Below are 24,490 nucleotides of genomic sequence, written 5' to 3' on the forward strand. Positions count from 1 at the left end.
ACCCTAGAATGCGGTCTATGCCTGCCGCGCCGTCACCCTCCAAAGCCGAGCGCACCCGCTCCACGCTGCAGCATGCCGCGCTGGCACGCTTCCTCGAGTACGGCGTGGAGGCCACAACGATCGCCGATATCGCCGCCGACGCCGGCGTCACGGAACGAACCTTCTACCGCCACTTCCCCTCGAAGCAGCACGTCCTGTTCGCCGATTACGACGCCCGGCTGGACTGGTTCCGCCAGGCCCTGTCCCTGCGCCCGCCCGGCGAACCGGTCACCACCTCGGTCCGCATCGCCGTCGAATCCTTCCCCTACGACGCCGCGCTGCACCAGATCGCGATCCTGCGCAGCAACCACCTGGAGCAGGACCTCGTCCAATCGCACATCAAGACCGTGCAAGCCGAATTCTCCCGCGAGATAGCCCAATTCCTCCTCGACCGCACCGGCGCCGCCCCCGACTCCGACGCCGCCTATCAAATCTCCATCACCGCACAGTGCGTCGCCGCGGTCATGTTCACCGCCACCGAAACCTGGTTCGCCAGAGGCGATCTCAATGTCCAGGAACTCTCCCGCCTCGTCGACATCGGCCTGCAGAGCCTCAAGGACGGCATCGCCTGAGTTCACAGCTCGCGGAAACGCCACCGTATTCTCGTGGATACACGGCGGCACACCGGGCCACGATAGATTGCCGGGATCATGGTGCCCGGAGTCATCGGGTGCAGATTCACCACGGAGGATTCAATGAAGTTGCGCATTGCTGGACTGCTGGGCGCCGCCGCAGTGGCCGGAATGGTCGCGGTGCTCGCACCCGGAACCGCCGGTGCGGCAACCGGAACGCTCGTCGAGAACGGCAGGGTCCTCGTCGATCCGACCGGATGCGTCCGGATCAAGCTGACCGACGAGAGCAGCACTGTGGTGGCGAACTCCACCGACCAGGACGCCACCTTCTACGCCAGCGGCGACTGCTCGGGCGATCCCATCGGCACCGTAGCCGCCGGAGCAAGCGACACTCCCCCGATGGCCGGCAGCTTCACCATCAACTGACGTAGAACGACCGCGCCCGGACCGGCATTCACGCCGGCCCGGGCGTTTCCGTCACCGGCACAACAATATTCAGCCCAGGATGATCGAGGCGGCGTGTTCGCCGATCATCATGGTGGCGGCGTTGGTATTGCCGCCGACGATGCTGGGCATGATCGAGGCATCGGCGACGCGCAGTCCCTCCACTCCGCGCACCCGCAGCAGGGGGTCCACCACCGCGCGCTCGTCCACGCCCATGCGGCAGGTGCCGACGGGGTGGTAGACGGTGGTTGCACGGTTCGGTACCTCGGCGGCCAGCTCTGCACGGCCGGGATACTGTGGGCCCGGGGAGATTTCGGCATCCACGTCTGCGGCGATCGACTTCGCGGACATGATCTCCCGGGTCAGTTCCATACCGTGCACCAGCGTGTTCAGGTCCTGCTGCTCGGCGAGATAGTTGGGGTCGATGGCGGGCGCGGCGGTGGGGTCGGCCGAGGTCAGTCGCAGGGTGCCGCGGCTCTGCGGGTAGATCATCGTGACCAGGACGGTCAAGGATTGGCGCGGATCGGGGGTGTGCCGGATCGGGGCGTCCTGATTCGGGCCGGGATAGCCCCACGGCAGGACGTGCAGTTGCAGATCGGGCGCGGCCGCGGCGTACGGGGTGCGCAGGAACGCGACCGCTTCGAAGACGCTGCGGGCCAGCCAGGTGCTGTTGTTGCGCAGAGACTCCCGCACGAAGGCGCGGGCGAAATACCCCGGCGCCGAACGGTTCACGGCGGTCGGCATGGCGAAGGACATCGGCACGAACAGATGGTCGTGCAGGTTGTCGCCCACCGGGAGGTCGGCGATGACATCGATGCCGAAGGCGCGCAGATGATCCGCCGGGCCGATGCCCGAGAGCATGAGCAGCTGCGGAGAGCCGAATGTGCCTGCGCTGACGATGACTTCACGCTCGGCCCGCAGCACCTCGGTGCCGTGCGCGGTCCGATACTCCACGCCGGTGGCGCGGCCGTTCTCGATCAGAATGCGCACGACCTGCGTATTCGGCAGCACGGTAAGGGTTTTCGGTCGATCGTCGAGATATCCGACCGCGGTGCTGTAGCGCAGCCCATTGCTGTTGCTCTGCTGCAGGATCGAGACGCCGTCCTGCTCGGCGCCGTTGTAGTCGGGATTGACTGCCGCGCCGGTGATTTCGACCAGCGCCTGCATGAACGACTCGGACGCGGGCCGCAGCTCGCGGGCGCGGATCACCTTGATCGGACCGGCATCACCGCGGAACCGGTTCGCGCCGTCCTCGAAGGATTCGAACTTCTTGAAGCTCGGCAGCACCTCGTCATATGACCAACCGGTATTGCCTTCCGCCGCCCAATCGTCGAAGTTGCGCCGATTGCCGCGCACGAACACCATGCCGTTGACAGAACTCGAACCGCCGACCACCTTGCCGTGCGTCTGCGGAATCGCGCGACCCAGCGCATGCTTCTGCTCGACGGTGTAGTGCCCCCAGTCGACCATCTTCTTCAACTGCGGCACGCTGTGCAGCGGGCCGATCATGCCCGGCTTGCGCACCAGCCGGGTGTTGTCCCGCCGGCCCGCCTCGATCAGCGTCACATCGGCGCCGGTATCGGCCAGCCTGCGAGCGATGATCGCCCCGGCACTCCCGGATCCGATGATGATGTAGTCCGCCATCGCCACGCCAGCCCTTCTGCCCACACCGTTTCACCCGAGTCACCGGCAAAACTGGAACGTGTTGCGAAACTACTCCACAACGGCTGCGCAGGAGCCCGATTCGGCCATAAGGGGAGCACCACCCAGCTCGGCCAGTCGAGGACCTTGACCAGTTCGGCGGCTTCCTTGATGCCGATCAATGCCGCGCCGCCGCCGACCACGAACCATCCGGCGGCCTTGTTCGAGTAGGTGACGAACTGGGTGCGCTGCTGCGGAGTCAGGGACTCCATGACCCGCTGCTGCCAGGCGCTCTCGTTCCGGCGGGTCAGCACATAGGCGATCGGCGGCAGCACCCACGCTCCCAGAATCCACACCATGCCGCGATCACATGCATGAGCGCAGTATGTGCGCTGCCGGTTCCGCGCCGGTGCCATCACCGGTACGCGTGGCGTGTCAGCGTGCGGCGGTTGCCTCGCGCACCGCCGGTACGACCTCATGTGCCCAGAGGTTCACTATTGTGTCGCTGATGATTTCGCCCGGCGCCTGCAGATAGACGAAGGCCGCGGCACGGTGTTCGAGTACGGCGAAAGTCAATTCCTCCACCCACTGCGCGACCGAGCCACCGAGCCAGCGGCCGTCCTCGTCGCGGGTCTGCGACAGTGTTTCCCGGCCGATCCGACCCGACACGTTGTAGATGGTCGCGATATCAGCAGGACTCCTCCCTGCCGATGCCGCCGCTTCGTCGATGATCGGGCGTGCCCGAGCGACCTCCGGGCTGCGCCAATCGGCGAGGTGTCCCGGTATCCAGCCGTCCGCGTGGCGGCCGGTGACCGCCAGCATCTTCGGGCCGAGCGCTCCGACCCAGATCGGTGGCGGCGGTGCGGCCGCCGGCATCAGGTCGGCGATCTGATAGAACTCGCCGTCGAAAGTGACCGGTTCACCACCGCCGGAGAGGGCCCGCACCACGGTGATCGCCTCCTCCAGCGCGCGCACGCGGTCCGCCGGCGACAGACGCGGAACACCAAGGGCGACAATCTCATCCCACAGGCCGCCGGCACCGATTCCGAGCACGAAACGACCACCCGAGATCGTCGACAGTCCCGTGACGGTCCGGGCGAGAATCGGAGCCGGGCGGCTCAGCAGATTTGTCATGATCGTCGCCGCGGTGACATTCCGGGTCGCACCCAGAACGAACGCCAGCGTGGCGTACGCGTCGATGCGGTCGGCGAAGTAGGGGTGGTCGGAGATACTGACCAGATCCAGACCCGCATCGTCGGCGGTGCGGGCGTGTCTGAGGATCTCGCTCACCTGGTCGACGCCGGTCTCGAGGTTCAGGCCGAAGAGGACTTTGTCCGAGGTCACGATGTCACCCTCCCGAGAAGTTGTCATGGGCTACTACCTGGACTTATGACAAAGCAGTCATATCACGAGGGCATCGATCTCAGACTTCGACGGGCTCCGCATCAGGTGCGGCGGTCCGGTCCTGCGCCGGCAGGGCGGCTCGGCCCGGAAGCAGCAGGCAGAGTGGGACAGCCGCGATCGTGAACGCGGTCGCCCACCAGAAGGCGTGACCGAAACCCGAGGCCAGGGCTGCCGGGGTGTGAGCGCCGGTTGCGGTGCGCTGCAGGATCATTGCGAGGACAGCGGTCCCCGCGGAGCCACCGACCTGCTGGGCGACGCGACTGATGCTGGAACCCTGCGGGATCTCCTCGGGCCGCAGTCCGACGAAGGCGCCGCCCATCAGCGTGATCATGGCCGCGCCCAGTCCGATACCGCGCACGAACAGCACGGCCATCAGCGCGATATTGCTCGTGGTCGCGGTGACGAAGCAGAACGGCACCGTGGCCGCGCAGGTGAGAACGAAGGCGGCGATGGCAACCGGACGCGCGCCGAAGCGATCCATGTACCGGCCCGCCAGCGAGCGGGAGACGAGGGTGCCCAGCCCCTGCGGGATGAGCAGCAGCGCCGCGCCGAGCGCGTCCTCGCCACGCACCTGCTGCCAGTACAGCGGGAGCAGCAACATGGTTCCGTACAGCGCGCCGCCGGTGAGGAAGACCAGCGCCGACGAGGCGGCGAGCGAGCGGTGACGGAAGAGCCGAATATTGATCAGGGCGTCCGATCCGCGCCGCAGTGCCCAGCCGACATATCCGGCGAGCAGGGCCAGCCCGGCGATCAGCGGCAGTCCGACCTCGAGGCTCGCGAGCCCACCGGATCCACCGAGCTGGGTGAGGCCGTAGATGACAGCGGCGATGCCGGGCGAAAGCAACAGCATGCCAACAGCATCCAGGCGCGCGCGGGGTCCGGGGCGGGGGGCGTCCCCGGGGAGGTTACGCACCGCCAGGTAGCCGCCGATAACACAGAACGGCACGTTGAACAGGAAGATCCAACGCCAGTCCCCCAGATGCAGAATGACGCCGCCGAGCACCGGGCCGAGCACCGGCCCCAGGGCGGTGGGCACGGTGATCAGCGACATGACTCTGCCGATGCTGCGCCCCTTGGCGGCCTGCATGATCAGCGTGGTCATCAGCACCATCATGATGCCGCCGCCGATGCCCTGGACTACCCGAAAAGCGATGAGGCTCGGGACATTCCATGCCGCGGCACACAGCAGTGACCCGATGAGGAACATTCCCAGCGCGGCGACCCACAGGCGTTTGCCGCCCAGGACCGACTGCGCCCATCCGACCGCCGGCATGGTGGCGGCAAGGGCCAGCAGATAAGCGGTGCTCACCCACTGGATGGCGCCGAGCGAGGCATGCATCTGCCCCGCGAGGCTGTTGATGGCGACGCTCATGATCGTGGTGTCGAAGATGACGGCGAGCGCGCCGATGATCAGGGTGAAGGTCATGCGCCGCAGGGCCGGATCGAGGCGATCCGGGTCCGCTGCGAGAGGTGGCGATGGGACAGCAGGGGTGTTCACGTAGCTCCTTAAGGTAGAGAGTTCTATCTTATTTCCGCTACGGTACCGCGCTACGATAAGATAGACAACCCTATCTAAAGGAGATCGACAGATGCCCGAGCGCCGCCGCGGAACCGAACTGGAACAGGCGCTTCTCGACGCGGCCTGGGATGAGCTCACCGATAACGGCTACGCCAGGTTCACCGTCGACGCCGTCGTCAAACGTGCGGGCACCAGCCCGTCCGTCCTCTACCGCCGCTGGTCCGATCGCAATGAACTCATCCGGGCCACGCTCGTCCACATCCTGCGCAAATCCCGCCTCGGCGTCCCCGACACCGGCACCCTGCGCGGCGACGTCCTCACCCTCATGCGCGAGATCAACGCCACCCGCCTCCAACTCTTCCTCGTCATGAGCGTGCAGCTGGCCAGCTACTACCAGGAAACCGGAATCAACCCCAGCGACCTGCGCGACCCGCTCTCCACCGGCCGAAAAGAAGCCGTCGACGTCCTCTTCGACCGCGCCGTAGCCCGTGGCGAGATCGCCCCGGAACACCTCACCGACCGCATCAAATCCCTCCCCTTCGACCTCCTCCGCAACGAATTCCTCACCACCTTCGCCCCCGCCCCCGACCACGTCCTCGAGGAAATCATCGACACGATCTTCCTCCCCCTCCTGCACCACACCTGATCTCACAGCAGTTGCTCACGGAGACCGAAACACGTTGGCACACTGCGGGTTAGGCGGCATCTTTCCGCGTGGACACCGGCGGAGGCGAGGCAGGACCGAGGGCCGTCCCGATCGGGGTGAGGAACGCGGCAGCGACGGCGCAGATCACCAGGAGGGCCACTGTGAGATACAGCGAGTCGGTCAGGGCCGAGGCGTACGGCGCTTTCAGGAAGGCCGGGAGGTGACCCGGTTCGGCGGTGGGCACCGAGTGGGCTGTCATGCGCGCGGTGAGCAGTACCCCGATGCCCGCGCTGCCGAGTACCGAACCGACCTGACGGGTGGTGTTGTAGACACCCGAGGCCGCCCCCAACTGCTGCAGCGGCAGGTTCCGCAGCGCGGTCGCGGGAAGCGGCGCCCAGATGCAGGAGCTGGCGATACCGCAGACCACGGACATCACGCACATCAGCGGAATGGATCCGTGCGGGGTGGCGAGGGTGATGAACCACAGCACCCCGACCGCGAACGCGGCGAAGCCGAACGTCAGTAGATTGCGCGGCGGCAATCTGTCCGAGAGCTTGCCGACCATCGGCGACAGGAAGGCGGAGACCACCGCCATCGGGGCGAATACCAGCGCCGCCTCGGTAGGAGACAGATCGCGCACCGCCTGTAGATAGAAATACGACGGCACCATCTGTGCGGTCATCGCCGCACCCAGGGCGCCGGTCGCCACATTGCCGAGCACAAAATTGCGGTCCCGGAACAGGGTCAGCGGCACCAGCGGCTCAATCTTGTTGCGCCCCTGGTAGATCACGAACAGTGTGAGGACGACCAGACCGCCGGCGATCAGACCCCACACCCAGCCCGCCCAGTGATAGGCATTGCCCTCCTGGAGGCCGAACACCAACGCCGACATACCGATTGCGACCAGCAGCACCCCGGGAATGTCGAAACGGTGACTGCTGGTCGGCAGCACCGGAACCAGCCACACGCCCAATCCGAACGCGATCACCCCGATCGGGATATTGACGTAGAAGATCCACTGCCAGCCGCCGTTGTCGATGAGCACACCGCCTAGCACCGGCCCGATCAGCGTGGCCACACCCGCGACGCCGCCCCAGACACCCATGGCCGCACCGCGTTTGGCCGCCGGGAAGATGCGGCCGATCACCGCCATCGTCTGCGGTGCGATCAATGCCGCGCCGAGGCCCTGTACGGCGCGCGCCGCGATCAGCGAGCCGATGCTCCCCGCCAGACCGCACCACAGCGATGCCAGCGTGAAGATCGAAAGTCCGCCCAGATACAGGTATTTGGGTCCGAACCGGTCACCTAGCCGGCCTGTGACGAGCAGCGGCACCGCAAAGGTGAGCAGGTAGGCGCTGGTCACCCAGATGACCGCGGACATGTCGGTATGCAGGCCCGACATGATCGCCGGGTTGGCCACCGCGACGATGGTCATATCCAGCAGGATCATGAAGTAGCCCACGCACAATGCGCCCAGCGCACCCCAGGCGCCGCGTTCGACGGTCAATGTCATCGCCCCCCATTTCTTTGTCGATCGACACAGAAATAGGTAGCAGCGGGCGGCAGACCCCGTCAAGAGATATCTTTAATGAGCGACACAGAATTCGATCAGGAAGGCAGATGACGGATGGGAGAGCGTGGTCGCCCGCGCGGCTTCGACCGCGACGCAGTGCTACGGCAGGCGATGATTACGTTCTGGCGCAACGGGTACGAGACGACGTCGATGGGAGACCTCACGGCCGCAATGGGAATCGCCTCGCCCAGCATCTACGCCTGCTTCGGCTCCAAGGAACAACTTTTCCGCGAGGCTGTCGAGCTCTACGACTCGATCGTGGGCGTTCCGGCGCGGCTCTCACTCGACCGGACACCCGTCGCCCGCGAGGCGGTACACAGCCTGCTGTCCGCGAGCGCCGACTTCTTCGCCGATCCCGCGACTCCGCCCGGATGCATGATCGTCATGGCCGCCCGGACCGCGATAGGCGCAGACGTTCAGATATTCCTCGCGGACCTGCGCCGCGGCATACAAGCCGCGCTCGAAACCCGGCTGCGACGTGCGGTCGACGAGGGTGAGCTCCCCGGCGCGGCAGCCGTCGAGGCGATGGCCGCGTTCTACACCACGGTCCAGCAGGGCATGTCGATCCAAGCCCACGACGGCGCGACCCGCGACGACCTGGAGGCCATCGCCACGGCCGCCCTCTCCGCATGGGAACCGTTGGCAGGCATACGCTGATCGATTCGTGACAGCAAAAAATCGGCATCGAGGGTGCGTACCAAACCCTCGATAGCCGATGACGACGAAGCGGAACTAGTCCTTCTTCATCATTTCGTAGACGCGCTTGCACTCTTCGCAGACCGGGGAGCCGGGCTTGGCCGAACGGGTCACCGGGAAGACCTCACCACACAGGGCCTGCACGAAGGTGCCCATGACGGCGCTTTCGGCGATCTTGTTCTTCTTCACGTAGTGGAAGAATTTGGGGGTGTCGTTGTCCGTCGACTCGTCTGTGGTCGTCTCCGGACGTACCAGGGTGTCTGTGCTCACGCACTCCATAATGCCAGGCCTCGCGGGCGAGGCAACCGACATGTGCATTCGACGGGCGGTAGTGCAAGACTCGAGGTATGCAGCGTGATGGGGATTCAGACGCCGGCGTCGGCGGCGGCGACGATCGCCCCGAGGTCGAATTCCGTCCAGCCGGTTCGAATCCCATGCCGGAGCGCAAACCCGCGGGCTTCTTCCGGGGTGAGAAGGAACAGCCCACGCTGATCACCGAGGCCGCGGTCTCACTGGAACAGCAGCATCACAATCGGGTCCGCCGGTACACGATCATCATGGCGTTCCGCATCCCCTGCCTGGTGCTCTCGGCCGTGGCCTACAGCATCTGGGGCAACTGGGTCATCTCCATGCTGATCATCGGCGTCTCCATTCCGCTGCCGTGGATCGCCGTGCTCGGCGCCAATGACCGGCCGCCGCGCAGCAAGGATGAGCCCAGCCGCTGGGACGGCCGGCGCAATCAGAAGGCGCTCGACTCACGCCCGCACAATGCCATCGACGGCTGACTACTCCACCCGCTTACGACGAATGCTCGCCGACATGAGCGCGGCGAAACCGCACAGCCCGCCCGCGATGTACCAGGCCAGGGTGTAGCTGCCCCGCATATCCCTGATGATGCCCGCGCCGACGGCCGCGATCGCCGCACCGACCTGATGCGAGGCGAAGACCCAGCCGAAGGCGACCGGTCCGTCCGCGCCGAAGTGCTCGCGGCACAGGGCGACCGTGGGCGGCACGGTGGCGATCCAGTCCAGGCCGTAGAACACCACGAACGCCCACATGCTCGGTTGCACATCGGGCCCGAACAGGTTGGGCAGGATCAGCAGCGACACCCCGCGCAGCGAGAAGTACGCCACCAGCAGGTACCGCGAGTCGACCCGATCGGTGAACCAGCCCGAGGCAATGGTTCCCGCCACATCGAACAGCCCGACCAGCGCGAGCAACCCGGCGGCCGTGGTGGCGGGCATACCGTGATCGTGCGCGGCACTGACAAAATGCGTGCCGACCAATCCATTGGTGGATGCACCGCAAATCGCGAAACCGCCTGCCAGCAACCAGAATACGGGCTTGCGCACCACGGTGAACAGTACGCCGAGCGCACGTCCGGCCCCGCCCACGGGCGCGGTGCGCACGCCGACCACGCTGCCGGGCTCGGCGCCGTACGCGGTGACACCCACATCACTCGGGAAGTCGCGAATGAACAGCAGCACCAGCGGCACCACCACCAGCGCGGCGCCCGCCACCAGGAGCGCCGGTGTCCGCCAGCCGTGATCGCCGGCGAGCCGGGCGATCAGCGGCAGAAAGACCAGCTGTCCGGCAGCGCCCGCAGCCGTGAGCACACCGGTCACCAGCCCGCGCTGACGCACGAACCAGCGGCCGGTAATGGTCGCGACGAACGGCATCGACATGGACCCCGTACCGATGCCGACCAACAGCCCCCAGGTGGCCATCAGCTGCCACGGCTGCGTCATGAAGACGGTGAGCCCACTCCCCGCGGCAATGAGCAGCAGCGCACTCGCCACCACCACACGAATCCCGAACCGGTCCATGAGCGCCGCCGCAAACGGCGAAATCAGCCCATAGAGCAGCACATTCACCGAAACCGCCGCACCGATGGTCCCGTGTGACCAGCCGAATTCGTCATGCAGCGGCTCCATGAGCACACCGGGCACCGACCGGAAGGCGGCCGCACCGATCAACGCGACAAATCCCACAGCCGCGACAATCCACGCCGGATGCAGCCGGCCTCCGACCATTCCCCAGGACGATGTCGGCGCACCGGGCACTGATTCTGTCGCGGGCTGTGCCGCTCCGGAGCCCGCACTCCGGTCCGACGCCCTGATGGCGTCCAGCCGCTCCATCACTCCACCATCCGGCTGCCGCGGCGGTTCACCGGTCCCGTCGAGCTGCGGCCCGGCAACCGCATCGGCCTGCGGCCCGGCCGCCGCTCCATCTGCCGCGGTGCCACGCGAAGCGGCTGTGCCGGAGGTCAATTCGATGACGGGATCGGTACCGATTTCACTCACCGCTGAAGCGTGCCGGAATTCGCACTCGCGCACGAGTGGCCTGACTGACACAATGCGTCAAGATCTGGCCAACGTATTGGAGAGGGGGTAGCCGATGCCCACGCCTCATCTGGTGGCCGTGCTCGCGCTGGAACCCGTTGTCGGATTCGATATGACGATCCCGCCCATGGTGCTCGGCTCGGCAGTCGACGACGCCGGAAACCCGCTGTACGAGGTGCACGTCTGCGGGGCGCATCCCCGCGGTATCGCCACCACGACGGGTTTCACCATCGTTCCGGAATGCGGGCCGGAGCTACTGGCCCGCGCGGATACCGTGATCGTGCCCGGCACCCGGATATCGGGACCGCGCACCCAGGGCGTGCTGCCACCGGAACTGGCGCCGGTGCTGGCCATGATCCGGCCGGACGCGCGGATCGTCTCGATCTGCACCGGCGCTTTCGTACTCGGCGCGGCGGGCCTGCTGGACGGACGGCGCGCGACCACCCACTGGCAGTTCGCGGAGATGTTCCGATCGCTCTATCCGGCTGTGCTGCTGGATGAGAACCTGCTCTTCGTCGAGGACGGAAACGTCTGGACCGCAGCCGGTCTCGCGTCCGGCATCGATCTGTGCCTGCATCTGATCCGTACCGATCACGGCAGCGCCGCCGCCAATCGGGTGGCCCGCTACTGCGTGGTGCCGCCGTGGCGCGAGGGCGGTCAGTCCCAGTTCATCGAACAGCCCATGCCCGAACCGGGCGCCGAGGGCACCGCGCCGACCCGCATGTGGGCGCTGCACCATCTCGACCGCGAGCTGGACCTCAATTCCCTTGCCGCGCACGCCTGTATGAGTGTCCGCACCTTCACTCGGCGCTTCAAGGCCGAGACCGGTATGGCGCCCGGCGCCTGGGTACTGCAGCAGCGACTGCGCCATGCCCGGCATCTACTGGAGACCACCCGGCTGGCAATCGACGAGGTGGCGCGGGCGGCCGGTATGGGGACCGCCGCCTCGCTGCGCCATCACATGCGCTCCGAACTCGGCGTACCGCCGCTGGCGTATCGCAAGACCTTTCGCGAAGATTGGAAGCGGGAACAATGGGAGACAGCATGATTCGGTGGCTCTGGGCCTTCATCGACCGACCCGCGGCGCAGTTCGGGGCGAGCACCGAATTCTGGACCACGGTCACCGGCACCACACTGTCGCCGACCCGGGGTGAGCACGACGAATTCGTCACGCTGCTACCGGATTACGGTGCGCCCACCGTGAAAATGCAGACCATCGACGGCGAGTCGCGCGTACACCTCGATCTCGACGTCGACGATGTCGTGGAGGCCACCGAGCGCGCGGTGCGGCTCGGCGCCACACTGGTCGGGGATTACATCCTGACCGAGCGCATCGGTTACGCCGTCCTGCGGTCCCCGCACGGAATGACCTTCTGCTTCACACCTTTTCGCGACGGTGCGGGCGCGCTCGCACCCACGGTCACCGGACCCGAAGGTGATCGCAGCCGGCTGGATCAGGTGTGCCTGGATATCGGCGCCTCCGATTACGGCACCGAGGCGCGCTTCTGGGCCGATCTGACCGGCTGGGCCTGGCGGCCCGGCAGTCTGCCGGAGTTCGCCCGGCTCTCGGCCCGGCCCGGCGTGCCGATCGATCTGCTGCTGCAGCGGCTCGGCGAGGACCGGCCCACCGCCGCGCACCTGGATCTGGCCTGCACCGATATCGAAGTCACCGCCGCCTGGCACGAAAAGCTGGGCGCGCGCCGGGTCGATCGGGGCAGCCGGTGGCTGGTCATGACAGATCCGGCCGGTCAGACCTATTGTCTGACCGGCCGGGAACCTGCTTGAGCTGCTGTCAGTTGGCGCCGGTCTGCGGCTGCTGCCGCGCCGCCGGAGCCGAATTGGCCAGCATTTCGAGATCGTCGAGGAAACGCTCGATGCTCTCGGATCTGGCCTGCGGTGTGCCGACCTGCTCGCGCACCTTTTCCTCGGTGAGGGCGAGCATGGCGGCCGACAGGTCGGCCTCCAGATCGCGCATCATCTGCCTGCGGAACTGCAGGATCTGATCGCGGCCGACACGGCGGACACGTTCGACCTCCGCGGTGGCCGCCTCGCGCATCTGCGCAATGATGCGGTCGGCATCGGCGCGGGCTTCCTCGCGCATGCGCTCGAGTTCGGCCTGCGCCTCGGCGACCGCGCTGTCGTAGGCGGTTTTGGCCGCGGTCAAACGCTCCGCTGCCGCTTCGCTCTCTTCGAGCTGCCGCCTGATGGTGTCCTGTGCCTTGTTCATCATCTTCTTCACGAAGGGGAGCAGGTATTTCACGAAAAGCCAGATGATAACGACGAAACCGAATAGCTGACTGAAGAAGACGGGCCAGTCGAAGGTGATGTTGTAGCCTTCGGCGAGCACGCCGGTCGTTGGCATCAGGGCGTCCCCCGTCCTCTCTGATTACCGGCACTGGACCGGGGACGATTCTTGACGCCGAGCATGCGATCAGCCAGATTCTGGGCCAGCGGTTCGACGGATTCACGGAGTTCGGCAGCAACCTGATCAGCCTCGGCACGCAGTTGTGCCGTGGATTCCGCGACGATGTGATCGGCCTCGCGCTGGGCCTCGCCGCGCAGCTCCTCGAGAATCTCCCGGCCTTGTGCCCGTGCGTCATTGCGGATTTCCGCAGCTTCCGCACGGGCCTTGTCGAGGGCCGTCTGATACCGGTCCTCGGCCTCGGTGAATATCTCGGTCGCCGACTTACTGATCTTCGCCGTCTCCTCGACCCGCGCCTCCCGTTCCGCCAGCACCTTTCGGATCGGCGGAACAACGAAAATCCAGATGACTCCGAGCACGATCAGGAAGATCGCGAGCTCAACGAAGAAGGTGCCATTGGGGATCAGGAAGTTCCCCGCGGCCTCCACATCTGTTCTCGGAGACATGATTTCGTCTACTTACCGGGAGTTGCGAAGACGAAGAGCGCCATGAACGCCAGGTTGATGAAATAGGCCGCCTCGACCAGACCGACGGTCAGGAAGAAGTTGCCGCGCAGCTTGCCCTCGGCCTCGGGCTGCCGGGTGACGCCATTGATCAGCGCGGCGCCGGCGAGACCGTCACCGATTCCCGCACCGATGGCACCGCCCGCCAGAATGATGCCGCCGCCGATGAGAGCGCCCTGGACGATACTCGCGGTTGCTGGATCTGCCATTTTTCACTTCCTTTTGAGATTGCCACCGAACAGCGGTGCCGATCAGTGATTTTCACTCTCCAGCGACATCGACTGGCTGAAGTAGAGAACGGTCAGCAGGGAGAAGATGAATGCCTGGATGGCGCCGACGAAGAGGTCGAACATCTTCCAGATGGCATTCGGGCCCCAGCTGATCCAGAAGGGGAACAGCGTGATCACCGAAATCATCACACCGCCGGCGAACATATTGCCGAAGAGTCGCAGCGAGAGCGACAGCGGTTTGGCGACTTCCTCGATCACATTGATGAAGATCATGCCCCAACCGGCATGGCCCTTGAGCGTCTGCTTGAGGTGATTCGCCGGACCACGCCGCCAGACACCGGCGGCCTGGTAGGCGATGAACACGAACAGCGCCAAGGCATAGACGAAGTTGACATCCGAGGCCGGAGGCGCGATCAATTCACCCGAGCCGTACTGGACCGGCAGCACCGACAACCAGTTGGAGAGCAGAATGAAGGTGAAGAGGGTGACGGCCAGGGGCAGCGCGAACGGCGCGACCTTCATGCCGATGGCGCCCTCGACCTGATTGCGCATCTGGACCGTGACGGACTCGAAGAACAACTGCACACCGTTGGGGACGCCCGAGGTGATCTTGACCCGCAGGTAGAAGGCCAGACCGAGCACAATGAGCGCGGCAACGGAGGTCGACACAATGGTGTCGATATTGAAGTCCAGGCCGAAGAAGTGCGCGGTGACATGGTCACCAACATGAATCTTCGACGGTGCCGCTGGAGCATCTTCGGCGCTCAGGGTCACATTTCCGGTCATCTGGGCAATCGAAGCGACGGAATGGCTCATGGCTGCTGTCGAAGGCCTTTCACTTCGGGCACCACCGTGTGGAGCACAAGAATCAATTGAAAGACGGCCAACCCGAAGAAGATACCGACACCGTACGGACGCGTGAAGAACGCGACGACTATCGACAGGCCCGTCAGTATGAGCAATCGCGCCGCAGAAGAGAGCGCGAGCTTCTGTTTGCTAGGAGTTTCCGCATCGGTGATGCGAACAATAGACATCCACGTTATTTGCGCATTGATCCCACCGAGTGCCAGTCCGGCGCACATGAATACGCCGAGCATCAATCGATCAAGCGCACCGGTGGCCATCAGAGCCAGTACGCCGAAGGCGATTGCAATTGCCGCCGCCCGCCGCATCCGGAGCCTGTTGACGTCCACTAATCGACACCGCCTCGCCCTCAATCCCACCTCGTAGTGGGGCTGTGCATGATCAGTAGCATACACAGACGAACCCCGTTGCGTAGCAGTATTTTTGATCTTCAAAATGTTGATCTTGAAATGGCAGAACGCCTTTCAGCGACATTTCAGCGACCATTCTTCTATATCGGTGCCGCGCAGCATTTTACGCTCCGGTCCCGGTCAGGGACCACGGTTCCATTCAGAATCAACACAGTTCGTCGTGCACCCTCGACAACACGGCCCCCAGACAGTTCGGGGCGAACGCTATGGGGCTGGACGCCGGACCGAATCGGGACCACCGCGAGGTACCGAACAGTCGCGATGGCAGAGTTCGATGCCATGCCGACGAATCGATCCCTCGACCAGCATTCGACGACCGCCTCGTCCTTGCTCGCCGACCTCGCCCCGGACCTGCGCACCGCGCTGACCCGGGTCGGATACGGCTCCGACAATCTTGTTGTGGCACTCGGGGACGTGGCGCACGCGGCGCTGTGGCGCTCCGAGCCGGTGCCGGTACGCCGCGCGGCCCGCGACGCCGGAGAACTCGGCACGCTCATTCGCCTGCTGCTACTCGGCGATCCCATGCCCGAGCGCGAGGTGGCCGCCGCGCTGGCGCCGGTGGATACAGAGCGCGCGATCGCCGCCGGACTCCTGGAACGCGACGGCGACGAAATACGCGCGGCCCTGGACCTGCGCCCGCTCGATCTCGGCGACGGCACCCGCTGGGTGCTGTCGGACCTCGACGACTCCATGCGCCGGCGCACCCTCGACGCCGATCACGTCCTCGGCGTGGGTCAGGCGTCACTATCGCTGCTGCGCGCCACCCCCACCCGTCCGGTCAGCACCGTGCTCGACCTCGGCACCGGCTGCGGTGTGCAGGCCATTCACGCGAAGTCCTACGGGCGCACCGTCACCGGCACCGATGTGAACGCACGCGCCCTGTGGCTGGCCGCGGCCACCGCCGCGCTCAATGATCTGGATATCGAGCTGTGCGAGGGCTCCTGGTTCGAACCGGTCGCGGGGCGCCGCTTCGATCAGGTGGTGGCCAATCCCCCGTTCGTGGTCGGCCCGGCACGTGTCGAGCACACCTACCGGGACTCCGGGCTGGCGCTGGACGGTGCGAGCGAACTCGTCATCTCCGGCATACCGGACATGCTCAATCCCGGTGGCACCGCGGCACTGCTGGCCTCCTGGGTCCATATCAATGGACAGGACTGGCGCTCGCGCGTCGCGAGCTGGCTGCCCGACCACGGCATCGACGCCTGGATAGTGCAGCGCGACATCGCCGATCCGGCCCTGTATGTCGGAACCTGGCTGCGCGACGCCGGATTGGATCCGCGCGAGCCCGCGGCGCAGGCGCGCGCCGAACGGTGGCTGGAGGCCTTCGCCGCCGCGAAGGTCGACGGCATCGGATTCGGTGTCGTCTATATGCGCGATATAGACGGACCCACCGAAATGCTCGCCGAGGACCTCACACACCCCTTCGAGGATCCGCTGGGCCAGGAGACCCATCGCTACTTCGAGCGCTCGGCATGGCTGCGCGCCGTCGCCACCGATCCGGGCCTGGTGCTGTCCTCGCGCTTCGAGGTCGATCCGGCCACCGCGCTGGAGCGGGTCTCGCTGCCGGGCACGGAGGGTTGGCAGCAGCGGATCGCACGGCTGCACCGGGGCGACGGACCGCTCTGGCAGCACGAGGTGGACGACACCACGGCGGCGCTGCTGGCCGGTATGCGCCCGGACGGACTGCCGCTGAGCGAGCTGGTGGAATTGCTCGCCTTCAGCGATACCGGAGACGCGGCCACTCCCGAGTTCGAATCGGCGGTGCTGGGCGTGGTGGTCAGCCTGGTTCGCCACGGGCTGATCCATCCGCGCTGAGTTCCCTCTCCCTCCGCGCTGCGTTCCTCCGCGCCGCACCTCCCCTCGGCCGCTGGGCATCCCTGCCCGGCGGCCGAGTCGTTTCCGGGCCGTGACCTGGCGTTTATCTGCGTAAAGTGAGCTATCTCATGTTTCGAACGGCGTCGGCGGGTACCTCGAGGAGGCCGCCGAACCGCACAGCACCGGAACATCCGCTCGAACGAACGCCGGCAATGCAAGGCCCGTACACACGTATTCGGTTGCCGCGCTCCGAAGTTCGACGCCGAAGGCGGCAACTCACCGGACATCGACAGCCGCCGACCGCAGGCGCGCGTTCCCCAGTACGCACGCTTCTCAGGAACTTCTCAGCCGTGGGTCGCAAAAACCGCAGCTCAGATACGGTTTATGTCCGCCGTTGCGGGGAACTTTCCTGATGTCGGGCCCGTTGTACGGAGCGAGACACCACCGACAGGAGGCAAGTCATGACAAGCCCCGCCACCACTGACGTGCGCATCAGCGAACAGGACCTCGACGCCGCAAGCCCCGCCGCCGACTTGGTACGCGTGTACCTGAACGGAATCGGCAAGACGGCGCTGCTCACGGCTGCCGACGAGGTCGAGCTGGCCAAGCGCATCGAGGCGGGCCTCTACGCTCAGCACCTGCTGGAGACGACCAAGCGATTGTCCTCGCCCAAGAAGAAGGATCTCGCGATCCTCGTGCGCGAAGGTCAATCGGCTCGCCAGCACCTGCTCGAAGCCAACCTGCGCCTCGTGGTTTCTCTGGCCAAGCGATACACCGGCCGCGGCATGCCGCTGCTGGACCTGATCCAAGAGGGCAATCTTGGTCTGATCCGCGCCATGGAGAAGTTCGACTACACCAAGGGCTTCAAGTTCTCGACGTACGCCACCTGGTGGATTCGTCAGGCGATCACCCGCGGTATGGCCGACCAGAGTCGCACCATCCGGCTTCCCGTCCACCTCGTCGAGCAGGTCAACAAGCTGGCCCGCATCAAGCGCGAACTGCATCAGCAGCTCGGCCGCGAGGCCACCGACGCGGAACTCGCCCACGAGTCCGGTATTCCGCAAGAGAAGATCGCCGATCTGCTCGACCACAGCCGCGACCCGGTGAGCCTGGATATGCCGGTGGGCAATGACGAAGAGGCCCCCCTCGGCGATTTCATCGAGGATTCCGAAGCCACCTCCGCCGAGAACGCCGTCATCGCCGGCTTCCTGCACCGTGACGTCCGCGTGGTCCTGACCACCCTGGACGAGCGCGAGCAGCAGGTCATCCGCCTGCGCTACGGCCTCGACGACGGCCAGCCCCGCACCCTCGACCAGATCGGCAAGATCTTCGGCCTCTCGCGCGAGCGGGTCCGCCAGATCGAACGCGAGGTCATGTCCAAGCTCCGCAAGGGCGAGCGCGCCGACCGCCTCCGCGCCTACGCCAGCTGAGAACCCCAGCGGCCGACCGAATTCCGGTCGGCCGCTTTCGTTTTCCCTCTCAGGCCTGGATGAGTTGCCAGTCGTCGGGTAGGCCCTTGACGGAAATTGTGGTGCCCTGCGCCTCGATGGTCACCGTCGCCGTGCCCAGTCGCAGATCCGCCAGTCGTACTCGCCCTGCTCGCTCGGGCAGGCGGGGTGCGACCGTCAGGGTGCGGTGCGGGACGTCCGGGACGAGGCCGAGGAACGAACGCATCAGCAGGAGTGGGGCCGCGCTGGACCACGCCTGGGGGGAGCATGAGGTGGGATACGGGATGGGGGAACGGAATTCGGTGCGGGGGAAGCCGCAGTACAGCTCGGGTGGGCGGGCGTCGAATTCCGCGATGGCTTCCAGGAGGCCACCGGCCAGTCGTTCGGCCAGTTCCAGGGCTCCCGGAATGTGCCGATAGCGCAGTAGGCCCGCGACGACGATGGCGGTGTCGTGCGGCCAGACCGATCCGGTGTGATATCCCATCGGATTGAAGCGGCGGGCCGTCGAAGACAGTGTGCGCAGGCCGAAGCCGCTGTCCATATCCGCGCCGCCGAGGCCTTTGATGAGAGCCGCGGCGTGTTCGTCGCTGACAATGCCGGTCCACAGGCAGTGGCCCGGATTGCTGGTCACGGTATCCACCTGCTGCTTCGCCCCGTCGAGGGCGAGAGCGTAGCGGCCCACGTCCGGGATCCAGAAGGCTTCGCCGAACCGCTGTTTCAGCTCCGCGGCCTGTGCGCGCAATCGCTGCGCGGTAGGGATATCACCGAAGGCCTCGGCCAGATCGGCGCGGCCCTGCCGGGCGGCGTAGACGTAACCCTGGACCTCGCACAGGGCCAGCGGCGGATCGGCCAGGTGGCCGTCCGAGAAACTGATGGCGTCCCAGCTGTCCTTCCAGCCCTGATTGGCCAGCCCGCGATCGGTCTTGCGCCGGTATTCGACAAATCCGTCACCGTCGCTGTCGCCGAAATTGTCGATCCAGGACAAGGCCGCGTCCGCGGCGGGCAGCAGTTCCCGGATCGCGGCCGGATCGACACCCCACCGCCAGCACTCGGCCAGCAGCATGACGAAAAGTGGTGTGGCGTCGGCAGTTCCGTAATAAACGCTGCCGCCGAGCACCGCATCGCCGCCGGGGCCGTGCCGCATCTCGTGCATGATGCGGCCGGGCTCCTCCTCGGTGAGCGGATTGCTCTGTGTGCCTTGCAGTTTCGCCAGCTGCCGGAGCGTGCCCAGGGCCAGATCCGAATCCAGCACCAGCGCCATCCACGAGGTGAGCAGACTGTCGCGGCCGAACAGGGCCATGAACCACGGCGCACCCGCGGCGACATAGGCGGTGCCGCCGCCCAGATCGTCCATCCGCAACGCACCGAGATCGCTCTCGGTGCGTTGCAGAATGGCGTTCAGACCGGCACCGCTGGCGGTGAGGCTGGTCGCGGTGGCCCGCCATTGCCGAATCTTGTTGGACGGGTTGTCATCCGAATCGTCGTCCAGATTCACCGTGACGGCATGGTGCCCGATGATCGGCTGACACAGCACCACGGTCTGCCAGCTGGAATGCCGTGGCACGACGATCCGCCAGCTCAGCGATCCGGGCTGCGCGGCCGGATCGCCACTGGCGATGACGACCAGCCCGCGCCCCGAATCATTGCGGTCGGTCAACCGCAGGGCGCCCTCCGCGGTGGCGAGTTCGCAGCTGCCGCTGTGCACCCGGCCCTCCTTGACCGCGAACAGATCGGCGAAATCGGAGTCGGCGATGAGGGTGACCGTCATGGCGGTGTCCTCATCGCCGAGATTGTGCACTGTGATCGTTTCGCGCATCCCCTCGCCGATCATCCGCCGCCGCGATACCAGCACCGTGGCATCGGCCACCCCCTGATTCGGAGGCTTCCGCGTCACGAAGCGGGCCCGGAACGCCTCGGCCATCATGACCGAAAGATGTTCCGGCGGATGGCCGTCCAATCGCAACTCCCAGCGCGCCAGTAATCGGGTGTCACGGTAGAACAGCCCCTGGGCGGAACCCGGATGGATATCGCCCAGCTGATCGGAGAGGCAGAACGTGCCGGCCTCCACCAGGGTGACGATGCCGCGACCGTCGACCGGTGATGGAGGGCCGGCGTTGAAAATGCTCACCCGCGGCTCCTACTCACGACCTCCGGCGGTGCGATCGCCGCTGTCCTGATCACCGCGTGATCGCCGGCGAAACGCAGTGGCACCCGCTTCGAAAGGTCGCCTATAGCTCCGTAATACGCCGCTTCGTAGCCCTGGACAAAGCGGGTGGAGGCGAACAGCCGCTCCACGCGCGCCCGGCAGGCATGCGGATCGATCTCCCCGGCCCGCGCGATCGCCTCGGGCAATTCGGCGGGATCTTCACAGATCCAGCCGGTGACACCGTGTTCGATCACCTCCGCGACCGCACCGCCGCGCAGGGCGATCACCGGCGTACCGCACACCATCGCCTCGATCATCACCAGGCCGAACGGTTCCTCCCACTGGATCGGGAACAGCAGGCAGCGCGCGCCCGCCAGCAGTTCCCGCTTGGCAATGGCGTCGGCCTCGCCGAATACCTGGTCGTCGGCGGTCAGCAGCGGGCGGATCCGCTGTTCGAAGTACGCCTTCTCGGGCGGTTCATTGCACTTACCGGCGAGAATCAACCGCAGACCTGCGGCGTGCGCGGCCTCGAGCGCCAGATCCGGGCCCTTGGACGGGGAATACCGCCCCAGGAACAGGCCGTAGTCCAGTTTCTCGGTGCGAAACGGCCATTCCTCGGGCCGAATCGCATTGTGAACGCGGGTAATCCAATTCAGGTCGGGGGCCAATTCCCGCTGCCGGTCGCTGATGGCGATGAGATTCACGCTGTGGTCGAAGGCCTGGTAGTACTCGTACATATCCGGTTCGACGGGCCCGTGGACGGTGACCACCGTGGGGATTCCCAGCATCCGGTAGGCCGCCGCATTGAGCGGACCAGCGAAGGTATGGTCGTGCACGATATCGACCGGATCCTCGGCATGCAGTTCTTCGATAATCCGGCAGGCCCGCATCGCGTTGACGATTTCTGGGAACGTCTCGCCCAGCCGCGCGGTCTGCACCTCGTCCCACACCCGGATGAACCGGGCGTTTGTACCCGCTCGACCTGCTCCGAGCAGGGTCACCCGGTGTCCTCGCTCGACCAGCGCATCGGCCAGGGTCGCCACCATCGCCTCGACCCCGCCGTATCCGGCGGGCGGGATGTCGAAATACGGCGGCGCCACCAGAACAATGTGCAGCGGCCGCTCGTAGAAATCGCCGTGCGCGAGCTGTGAAACAGAATTCGGGCGCTCCAGCAGAGCGTCGATCGAATCAGAGAACAAAGAGTCCGAAAGGTCGAAAGTCATTCCAATCTCCTCGTCGTTGAGGTCTGGATGCTTCTCGAAAACCAGATCCGGTCTCGTTCGGGCGTGATTGCCTCCCTGTCGGACAGACGGATGCGGCCATATGTCGTGGTAGTGATTACCGCGACATCAGCGTCGCAAACATTACTCTTTTCGTTTCGCTACCCAGCCAGGGTGGTCACCGATTGGCACGCGGTGGGTGCGGGCAGCTTGCCCTTGAAGAACCGATCCGGCGTCACACCCATGAGCGACCGGAAGTCGGCGGTCAGGTGCGACTGGTCGTAATAGCCGGTGGCGACGGCTATATCGGACCAGGGTGTGTTGCCGGCGGCATCGATCACCTGGCGGACCCGGGTGATGCGGGCATAGTGCTTGGGTGAGACGCCGACGCCGGCGGTGAAGAGATTGCGGAGTTGCCGCTCGCTGACCGCGAGCCGGGTCGCGACCTCCCGCAGCGGCGCGGCGTCGCCGTCGATGGCCGCGACGGCCGAATCGAGCAGGCGGCGGTGCTCACGGCGGGTCGGGCTTTCGGAAAGGACCTGCGGGAGAGTCGATTCCAGGAACGGCACGACATCGCCGAGGTCCATCTCGATGATCTCGCGCGCGAGCTCGGCCGCCGGGCCGGGCATATCGGCCAACCTCAGGACGCGGTTGGTGAGATCGGTTGCGGCGACACCGAACAGGGGGCGGACAGCACCCGGGGCCAACCGCAGGCGCAGGCAACCGGCGGGCTCTTTCGCACCGGCGTAGGTGGCGCGGGTGCGGGGGCCGACCACCAGGGCGTCGCGGCGGCCGGACGGCTCGGTGCGCAGCACCAGCGTGGTGACGGCCTGCGGAACGTGAGTGAAGTGCGTGGGCAGGTGCGTGAGCACCGGAATGCGGCCGACCTCCGCAATCCACGGGCGCAGCGACTCCGGGGCGGGGACCGACTCCTCGAAGCCGTCTGCGGTCTGGACGGCTGCCGGAGTCTGCATGACGGTCACCGCATCCACTGTAGGCGGGGCGCGCGCCCCGGAGTGTGCCGGTTTTTCCTAGAGCCGGCCGGGCGGGCGCGGCATCGTTGTCGGCATGATCGTAATCACCGGTGCCACGGGCACCGTCGGCAGTGAAGTTGTCCGGCAATTGGTCGCCCGGGGCGTGAAAGTCCGTGCGGTGACCCGTGATCCGCAGCGGGCGCAGCTGCCCGCCGAGGCCGAGGTGGTGCAGGGCGACTACGCCGATACCGCGTCGATGGCGGCGGCCTTCGCCGGAGCGGAGGCGGCGTTCCTGGTCGGTCTGCTGGGTCCGGACTATGTCGAACTGGATCAGGCCCTGGCCGCGGCCGCCCGCGATGCCGGTGTGCGGCGGCTGGTGAAGCTGTCGGCCATCGGCACCGGCTCCGCCGATATCGGCATGGTCGGCACCTGGCACGTTCCCGGCGAGCAGGCGGTGCAGAACAGCGGGGTGGCGTGGACCATCCTGCGCCCCAGCAGTTTTGCCACGAACACCCTGAGCTGGATCGCCCCGATCCAGGCGGGTCAGCCGGTCCCGAATATGTCCGGGGACGGCACGCAGGGTGTCGTCGATCCCCGTGATGTCGCCTCGGTCGCGGTCGAGGCGCTGCTGTCGGACGCGCATTCCGGCCGTATCTACACCCTCACCGGTCCCGAGACATTGAGCACCCACGACCAGGTGGCCGCGCTGGCATCGGCTCTGGGCCGTCCGATCGAGGTCGACGACATACCGCTCGAGGCGGCGCGCGATCTCATGGTGGCCTCGGGCCGGTCCCCCGAGTTCGCCGACGGCGCGCTGCAGGGTCAGGCGTATGTGCGCGCGGGCGGCAATGCCATTGTCACCCAGGATGTTCGGGAGGTGCTCGGCCGCGCACCGCGCAGCTATGCCGACTGGGTGCGCGACAATGCCGCCGCCTTCACTTCGTAACGAGTGCGCCCCAACCGGTTTCGAGTAGTTCGAAGATGCGGGTGAGGTCGGCCGCGGGGTCGGCGCCGCGCCGCGCCACCTCCAGCGCCCCGAATACGAAGTGCGCCAGTGCGATCACCTCGATATCACCGGGGTCGCGGCCCAGATCGGCGGCGATGGCCTGAGCCAGTGCGCCCTCGTGCCGCTGCCACATCCGCCGGAAGTAACTGGCGAGCGCGGGCGTGCTCTCCACCAGCTGCATGAACCCCTGCATCTCCGCCGACTCGGCGGGCCGCGGGGTGGCCAGGAAGGCATCCCGCAGACCCTCGAGCACGTTCTTTCCCGGCGCGCGATCGCGGACGGCCGCCACCAGGCTCTGTTCGCGATCCGCGTCGAGATCGAAGACGAGCGATTCCTTCCCGTCCGGGAAATGCGCGAAGAGCGTGGGCACCGAGACCTCGGCGGCCTCGGCGATCTCCTTCACACTGACCGCGTCGTAGCCGCGTTCGAGGAACAAGCGCAGCGCGGCATCGGCCAGGGCCGTGCGGGTCTGTGCCTTCTTGCGCTCGCGAAGTCCGGTCATGAGCACACCCTACCGAGATTTCCTTAGTCATACAATTTTCTAAGCGGTTGAATTTCTTAACTCGTTATGGTTTT

Annotated in this window: 26 protein-coding genes; 10 read left to right on the top strand and 16 right to left on the bottom strand. The window is 66.2% G+C overall.

The window, feature by feature from the left end:
- Positions 1–17 precede the first annotated feature (17 nt).
- Together ABZX86_RS07595 and ABZX86_RS07600 are read left to right on the top strand one after the other, a co-directional pair.
- Positions 18–611 carry a TetR/AcrR family transcriptional regulator gene (locus ABZX86_RS07595; RefSeq protein WP_355121046.1) on the top strand — a complete coding sequence of 198 codons (594 nt, stop codon included), beginning with the start codon at positions 18–20 and terminating at the stop codon, positions 609–611.
- 123 nt (positions 612–734) lie between these two features.
- A complete protein-coding gene (locus tag ABZX86_RS07600; RefSeq protein WP_327145166.1) occupies positions 735–1,037 on the top strand; it encodes a hypothetical protein in 303 nt (100 codons plus the stop codon).
- 69 nt (positions 1,038–1,106) lie between these two features.
- Here ABZX86_RS07600 and ABZX86_RS07605 read toward each other — a convergent pair whose 3' ends face one another.
- The 4 genes from ABZX86_RS07605 to ABZX86_RS07620 form a co-directional block, all read right to left on the bottom strand.
- A complete protein-coding gene (locus ABZX86_RS07605) occupies positions 1,107–2,699 on the bottom strand; it encodes an FAD-dependent oxidoreductase (protein WP_355121048.1) in 1,593 nt (530 codons plus the stop codon).
- Complete coding sequence (locus ABZX86_RS07610; RefSeq protein WP_355121050.1) at positions 2,618–3,055, bottom strand: hypothetical protein; 438 nt, start codon at positions 3,053–3,055, stop codon at positions 2,618–2,620. The genes ABZX86_RS07605 and ABZX86_RS07610 overlap by 82 nt, the downstream gene beginning before the upstream one ends.
- 76 nt (positions 3,056–3,131) lie before the next feature.
- Positions 3,132–4,067, bottom strand: coding sequence for an LLM class flavin-dependent oxidoreductase (locus ABZX86_RS07615; RefSeq protein ID WP_355121052.1), 936 nt, complete (start codon positions 4,065–4,067; stop codon positions 3,132–3,134).
- A gap of 52 nt (positions 4,068–4,119) precedes the next feature.
- A complete protein-coding gene (locus ABZX86_RS07620; protein WP_355121054.1) occupies positions 4,120–5,598 on the bottom strand; it encodes an MDR family MFS transporter in 1,479 nt (492 codons plus the stop codon).
- 91 nt (positions 5,599–5,689) lie between these two features.
- On the opposite strand from ABZX86_RS07620, the gene ABZX86_RS07625 reads away from it, so the two are divergent.
- Entirely contained in the window at positions 5,690–6,265 is a 576-nt protein-coding gene (locus tag ABZX86_RS07625) for a TetR/AcrR family transcriptional regulator (protein WP_355121056.1), read from the top strand.
- Positions 6,266–6,314: 49 nt separating this feature from the next.
- Here ABZX86_RS07625 and ABZX86_RS07630 read toward each other — a convergent pair whose 3' ends face one another.
- On the bottom strand, positions 6,315–7,778 hold the full coding sequence (locus ABZX86_RS07630; RefSeq protein ID WP_355121058.1) for an MFS transporter: 1,464 nt from the start codon (positions 7,776–7,778) through the stop codon (positions 6,315–6,317).
- Between the two features lie 114 nt (positions 7,779–7,892).
- On the opposite strand from ABZX86_RS07630, the gene ABZX86_RS07635 reads away from it, so the two are divergent.
- On the top strand, positions 7,893–8,495 hold the full coding sequence (locus ABZX86_RS07635; RefSeq protein ID WP_355121060.1) for a TetR/AcrR family transcriptional regulator: 603 nt from the start codon (positions 7,893–7,895) through the stop codon (positions 8,493–8,495).
- A gap of 75 nt (positions 8,496–8,570) precedes the next feature.
- Here ABZX86_RS07635 and ABZX86_RS07640 read toward each other — a convergent pair whose 3' ends face one another.
- Positions 8,571–8,804 (bottom strand): DUF3039 domain-containing protein, encoded by a 234-nt coding sequence (locus ABZX86_RS07640; protein ID WP_327145161.1) that lies wholly within the window; start codon positions 8,802–8,804, stop codon positions 8,571–8,573.
- A 164-nt stretch (positions 8,805–8,968) separates the two neighbouring features.
- On the opposite strand from ABZX86_RS07640, the gene ABZX86_RS07645 reads away from it, so the two are divergent.
- Positions 8,969–9,319, top strand: coding sequence for a DUF3099 domain-containing protein (locus tag ABZX86_RS07645; RefSeq protein ID WP_355121318.1), 351 nt, complete (start codon positions 8,969–8,971; stop codon positions 9,317–9,319).
- On the opposite strand, the gene ABZX86_RS07650 is transcribed toward ABZX86_RS07645, so the two are convergent.
- Positions 9,320–10,567, bottom strand: coding sequence for an MFS transporter (locus ABZX86_RS07650; protein ID WP_355121320.1), 1,248 nt, complete (start codon positions 10,565–10,567; stop codon positions 9,320–9,322).
- Positions 10,568–10,931: 364 nt separating this feature from the next.
- On the opposite strand from ABZX86_RS07650, the gene ABZX86_RS07655 reads away from it, so the two are divergent.
- Together ABZX86_RS07655 and ABZX86_RS07660 are read left to right on the top strand one after the other, a co-directional pair.
- A complete protein-coding gene (locus tag ABZX86_RS07655; RefSeq protein WP_355121062.1) occupies positions 10,932–11,924 on the top strand; it encodes a helix-turn-helix domain-containing protein in 993 nt (330 codons plus the stop codon).
- Positions 11,921–12,661 carry a VOC family protein gene (locus tag ABZX86_RS07660; protein WP_355121064.1) on the top strand — a complete coding sequence of 247 codons (741 nt, stop codon included), beginning with the start codon at positions 11,921–11,923 and terminating at the stop codon, positions 12,659–12,661. The genes ABZX86_RS07655 and ABZX86_RS07660 overlap by 4 nt, the downstream gene beginning before the upstream one ends.
- A gap of 7 nt (positions 12,662–12,668) precedes the next feature.
- Here ABZX86_RS07660 and ABZX86_RS07665 read toward each other — a convergent pair whose 3' ends face one another.
- Genes ABZX86_RS07665 through ABZX86_RS07685 form a run of 5 tightly spaced genes read right to left on the bottom strand, consistent with a single transcriptional unit; the run spans position 12,669 to position 15,224 of the window.
- The gene (locus ABZX86_RS07665) at positions 12,669–13,238 is read right to left on the bottom strand and encodes a hypothetical protein (protein WP_355121066.1); all 570 of its coding nucleotides are present in this window, start codon (positions 13,236–13,238) and stop codon (positions 12,669–12,671) included.
- Complete coding sequence (locus ABZX86_RS07670) at positions 13,238–13,744, bottom strand: F0F1 ATP synthase subunit B (RefSeq protein WP_355121068.1); 507 nt, start codon at positions 13,742–13,744, stop codon at positions 13,238–13,240. Before ABZX86_RS07670 ends, ABZX86_RS07665 begins: the two co-directional genes overlap by 1 nt.
- 8 nt (positions 13,745–13,752) lie before the next feature.
- A complete protein-coding gene (locus ABZX86_RS07675; protein WP_327145156.1) occupies positions 13,753–14,010 on the bottom strand; it encodes a F0F1 ATP synthase subunit C in 258 nt (85 codons plus the stop codon).
- Positions 14,011–14,052: 42 nt separating this feature from the next.
- Positions 14,053–14,817 (bottom strand): F0F1 ATP synthase subunit A, encoded by a 765-nt coding sequence (gene atpB, locus ABZX86_RS07680; RefSeq protein WP_355121070.1) that lies wholly within the window; start codon positions 14,815–14,817, stop codon positions 14,053–14,055.
- 26 nt (positions 14,818–14,843) lie between these two features.
- On the bottom strand, positions 14,844–15,224 hold the full coding sequence (locus ABZX86_RS07685) for a hypothetical protein (RefSeq protein WP_355121072.1): 381 nt from the start codon (positions 15,222–15,224) through the stop codon (positions 14,844–14,846).
- 360 nt (positions 15,225–15,584) lie between these two features.
- Between ABZX86_RS07685 and ABZX86_RS07690 the strand changes: the two genes are divergently transcribed.
- The gene (locus tag ABZX86_RS07690) at positions 15,585–17,120 is read left to right on the top strand and encodes a methyltransferase (protein WP_355121074.1); all 1,536 of its coding nucleotides are present in this window, start codon (positions 15,585–15,587) and stop codon (positions 17,118–17,120) included.
- A 461-nt stretch (positions 17,121–17,581) separates the two neighbouring features.
- Positions 17,582–18,550: a sigma-70 family RNA polymerase sigma factor gene (locus ABZX86_RS07695; RefSeq protein WP_355121076.1), complete on the top strand. Its 969-nt coding sequence runs from the start codon at positions 17,582–17,584 to the stop codon at positions 18,548–18,550.
- 49 nt (positions 18,551–18,599) lie between these two features.
- Here ABZX86_RS07695 and ABZX86_RS07700 read toward each other — a convergent pair whose 3' ends face one another.
- The 3 genes from ABZX86_RS07700 to ABZX86_RS07710 form a co-directional block, all read right to left on the bottom strand.
- Positions 18,600–20,696 (bottom strand): glycogen debranching N-terminal domain-containing protein, encoded by a 2,097-nt coding sequence (locus ABZX86_RS07700; RefSeq protein WP_355121078.1) that lies wholly within the window; start codon positions 20,694–20,696, stop codon positions 18,600–18,602.
- The gene (locus ABZX86_RS07705) at positions 20,693–21,937 is read right to left on the bottom strand and encodes a glycosyltransferase family 4 protein (RefSeq protein ID WP_355121080.1); all 1,245 of its coding nucleotides are present in this window, start codon (positions 21,935–21,937) and stop codon (positions 20,693–20,695) included. Before ABZX86_RS07705 ends, ABZX86_RS07700 begins: the two co-directional genes overlap by 4 nt.
- Positions 21,938–22,095: 158 nt before the next feature.
- The gene (locus ABZX86_RS07710) at positions 22,096–22,908 is read right to left on the bottom strand and encodes an AraC family transcriptional regulator (protein WP_355121322.1); all 813 of its coding nucleotides are present in this window, start codon (positions 22,906–22,908) and stop codon (positions 22,096–22,098) included.
- A 94-nt stretch (positions 22,909–23,002) separates the two neighbouring features.
- Here ABZX86_RS07710 and ABZX86_RS07715 point away from each other — a divergent pair, with 94 nt between their 5' ends.
- On the top strand, positions 23,003–23,854 hold the full coding sequence (locus ABZX86_RS07715; protein WP_355121082.1) for an NAD(P)H-binding protein: 852 nt from the start codon (positions 23,003–23,005) through the stop codon (positions 23,852–23,854).
- Here ABZX86_RS07715 and ABZX86_RS07720 read toward each other — a convergent pair.
- A complete protein-coding gene (locus tag ABZX86_RS07720; RefSeq protein ID WP_355121084.1) occupies positions 23,844–24,416 on the bottom strand; it encodes a TetR family transcriptional regulator in 573 nt (190 codons plus the stop codon). The genes ABZX86_RS07715 and ABZX86_RS07720 overlap by 11 nt on opposite strands.
- Between the last annotated feature and the right edge of the window lie 74 nt (positions 24,417–24,490).

The organism is Nocardia sp. NPDC006630, assembly GCF_040611495.1.
In the GTDB taxonomy this organism is placed as follows: Bacteria; Actinomycetota; Actinomycetes; order Mycobacteriales; family Mycobacteriaceae; genus Nocardia.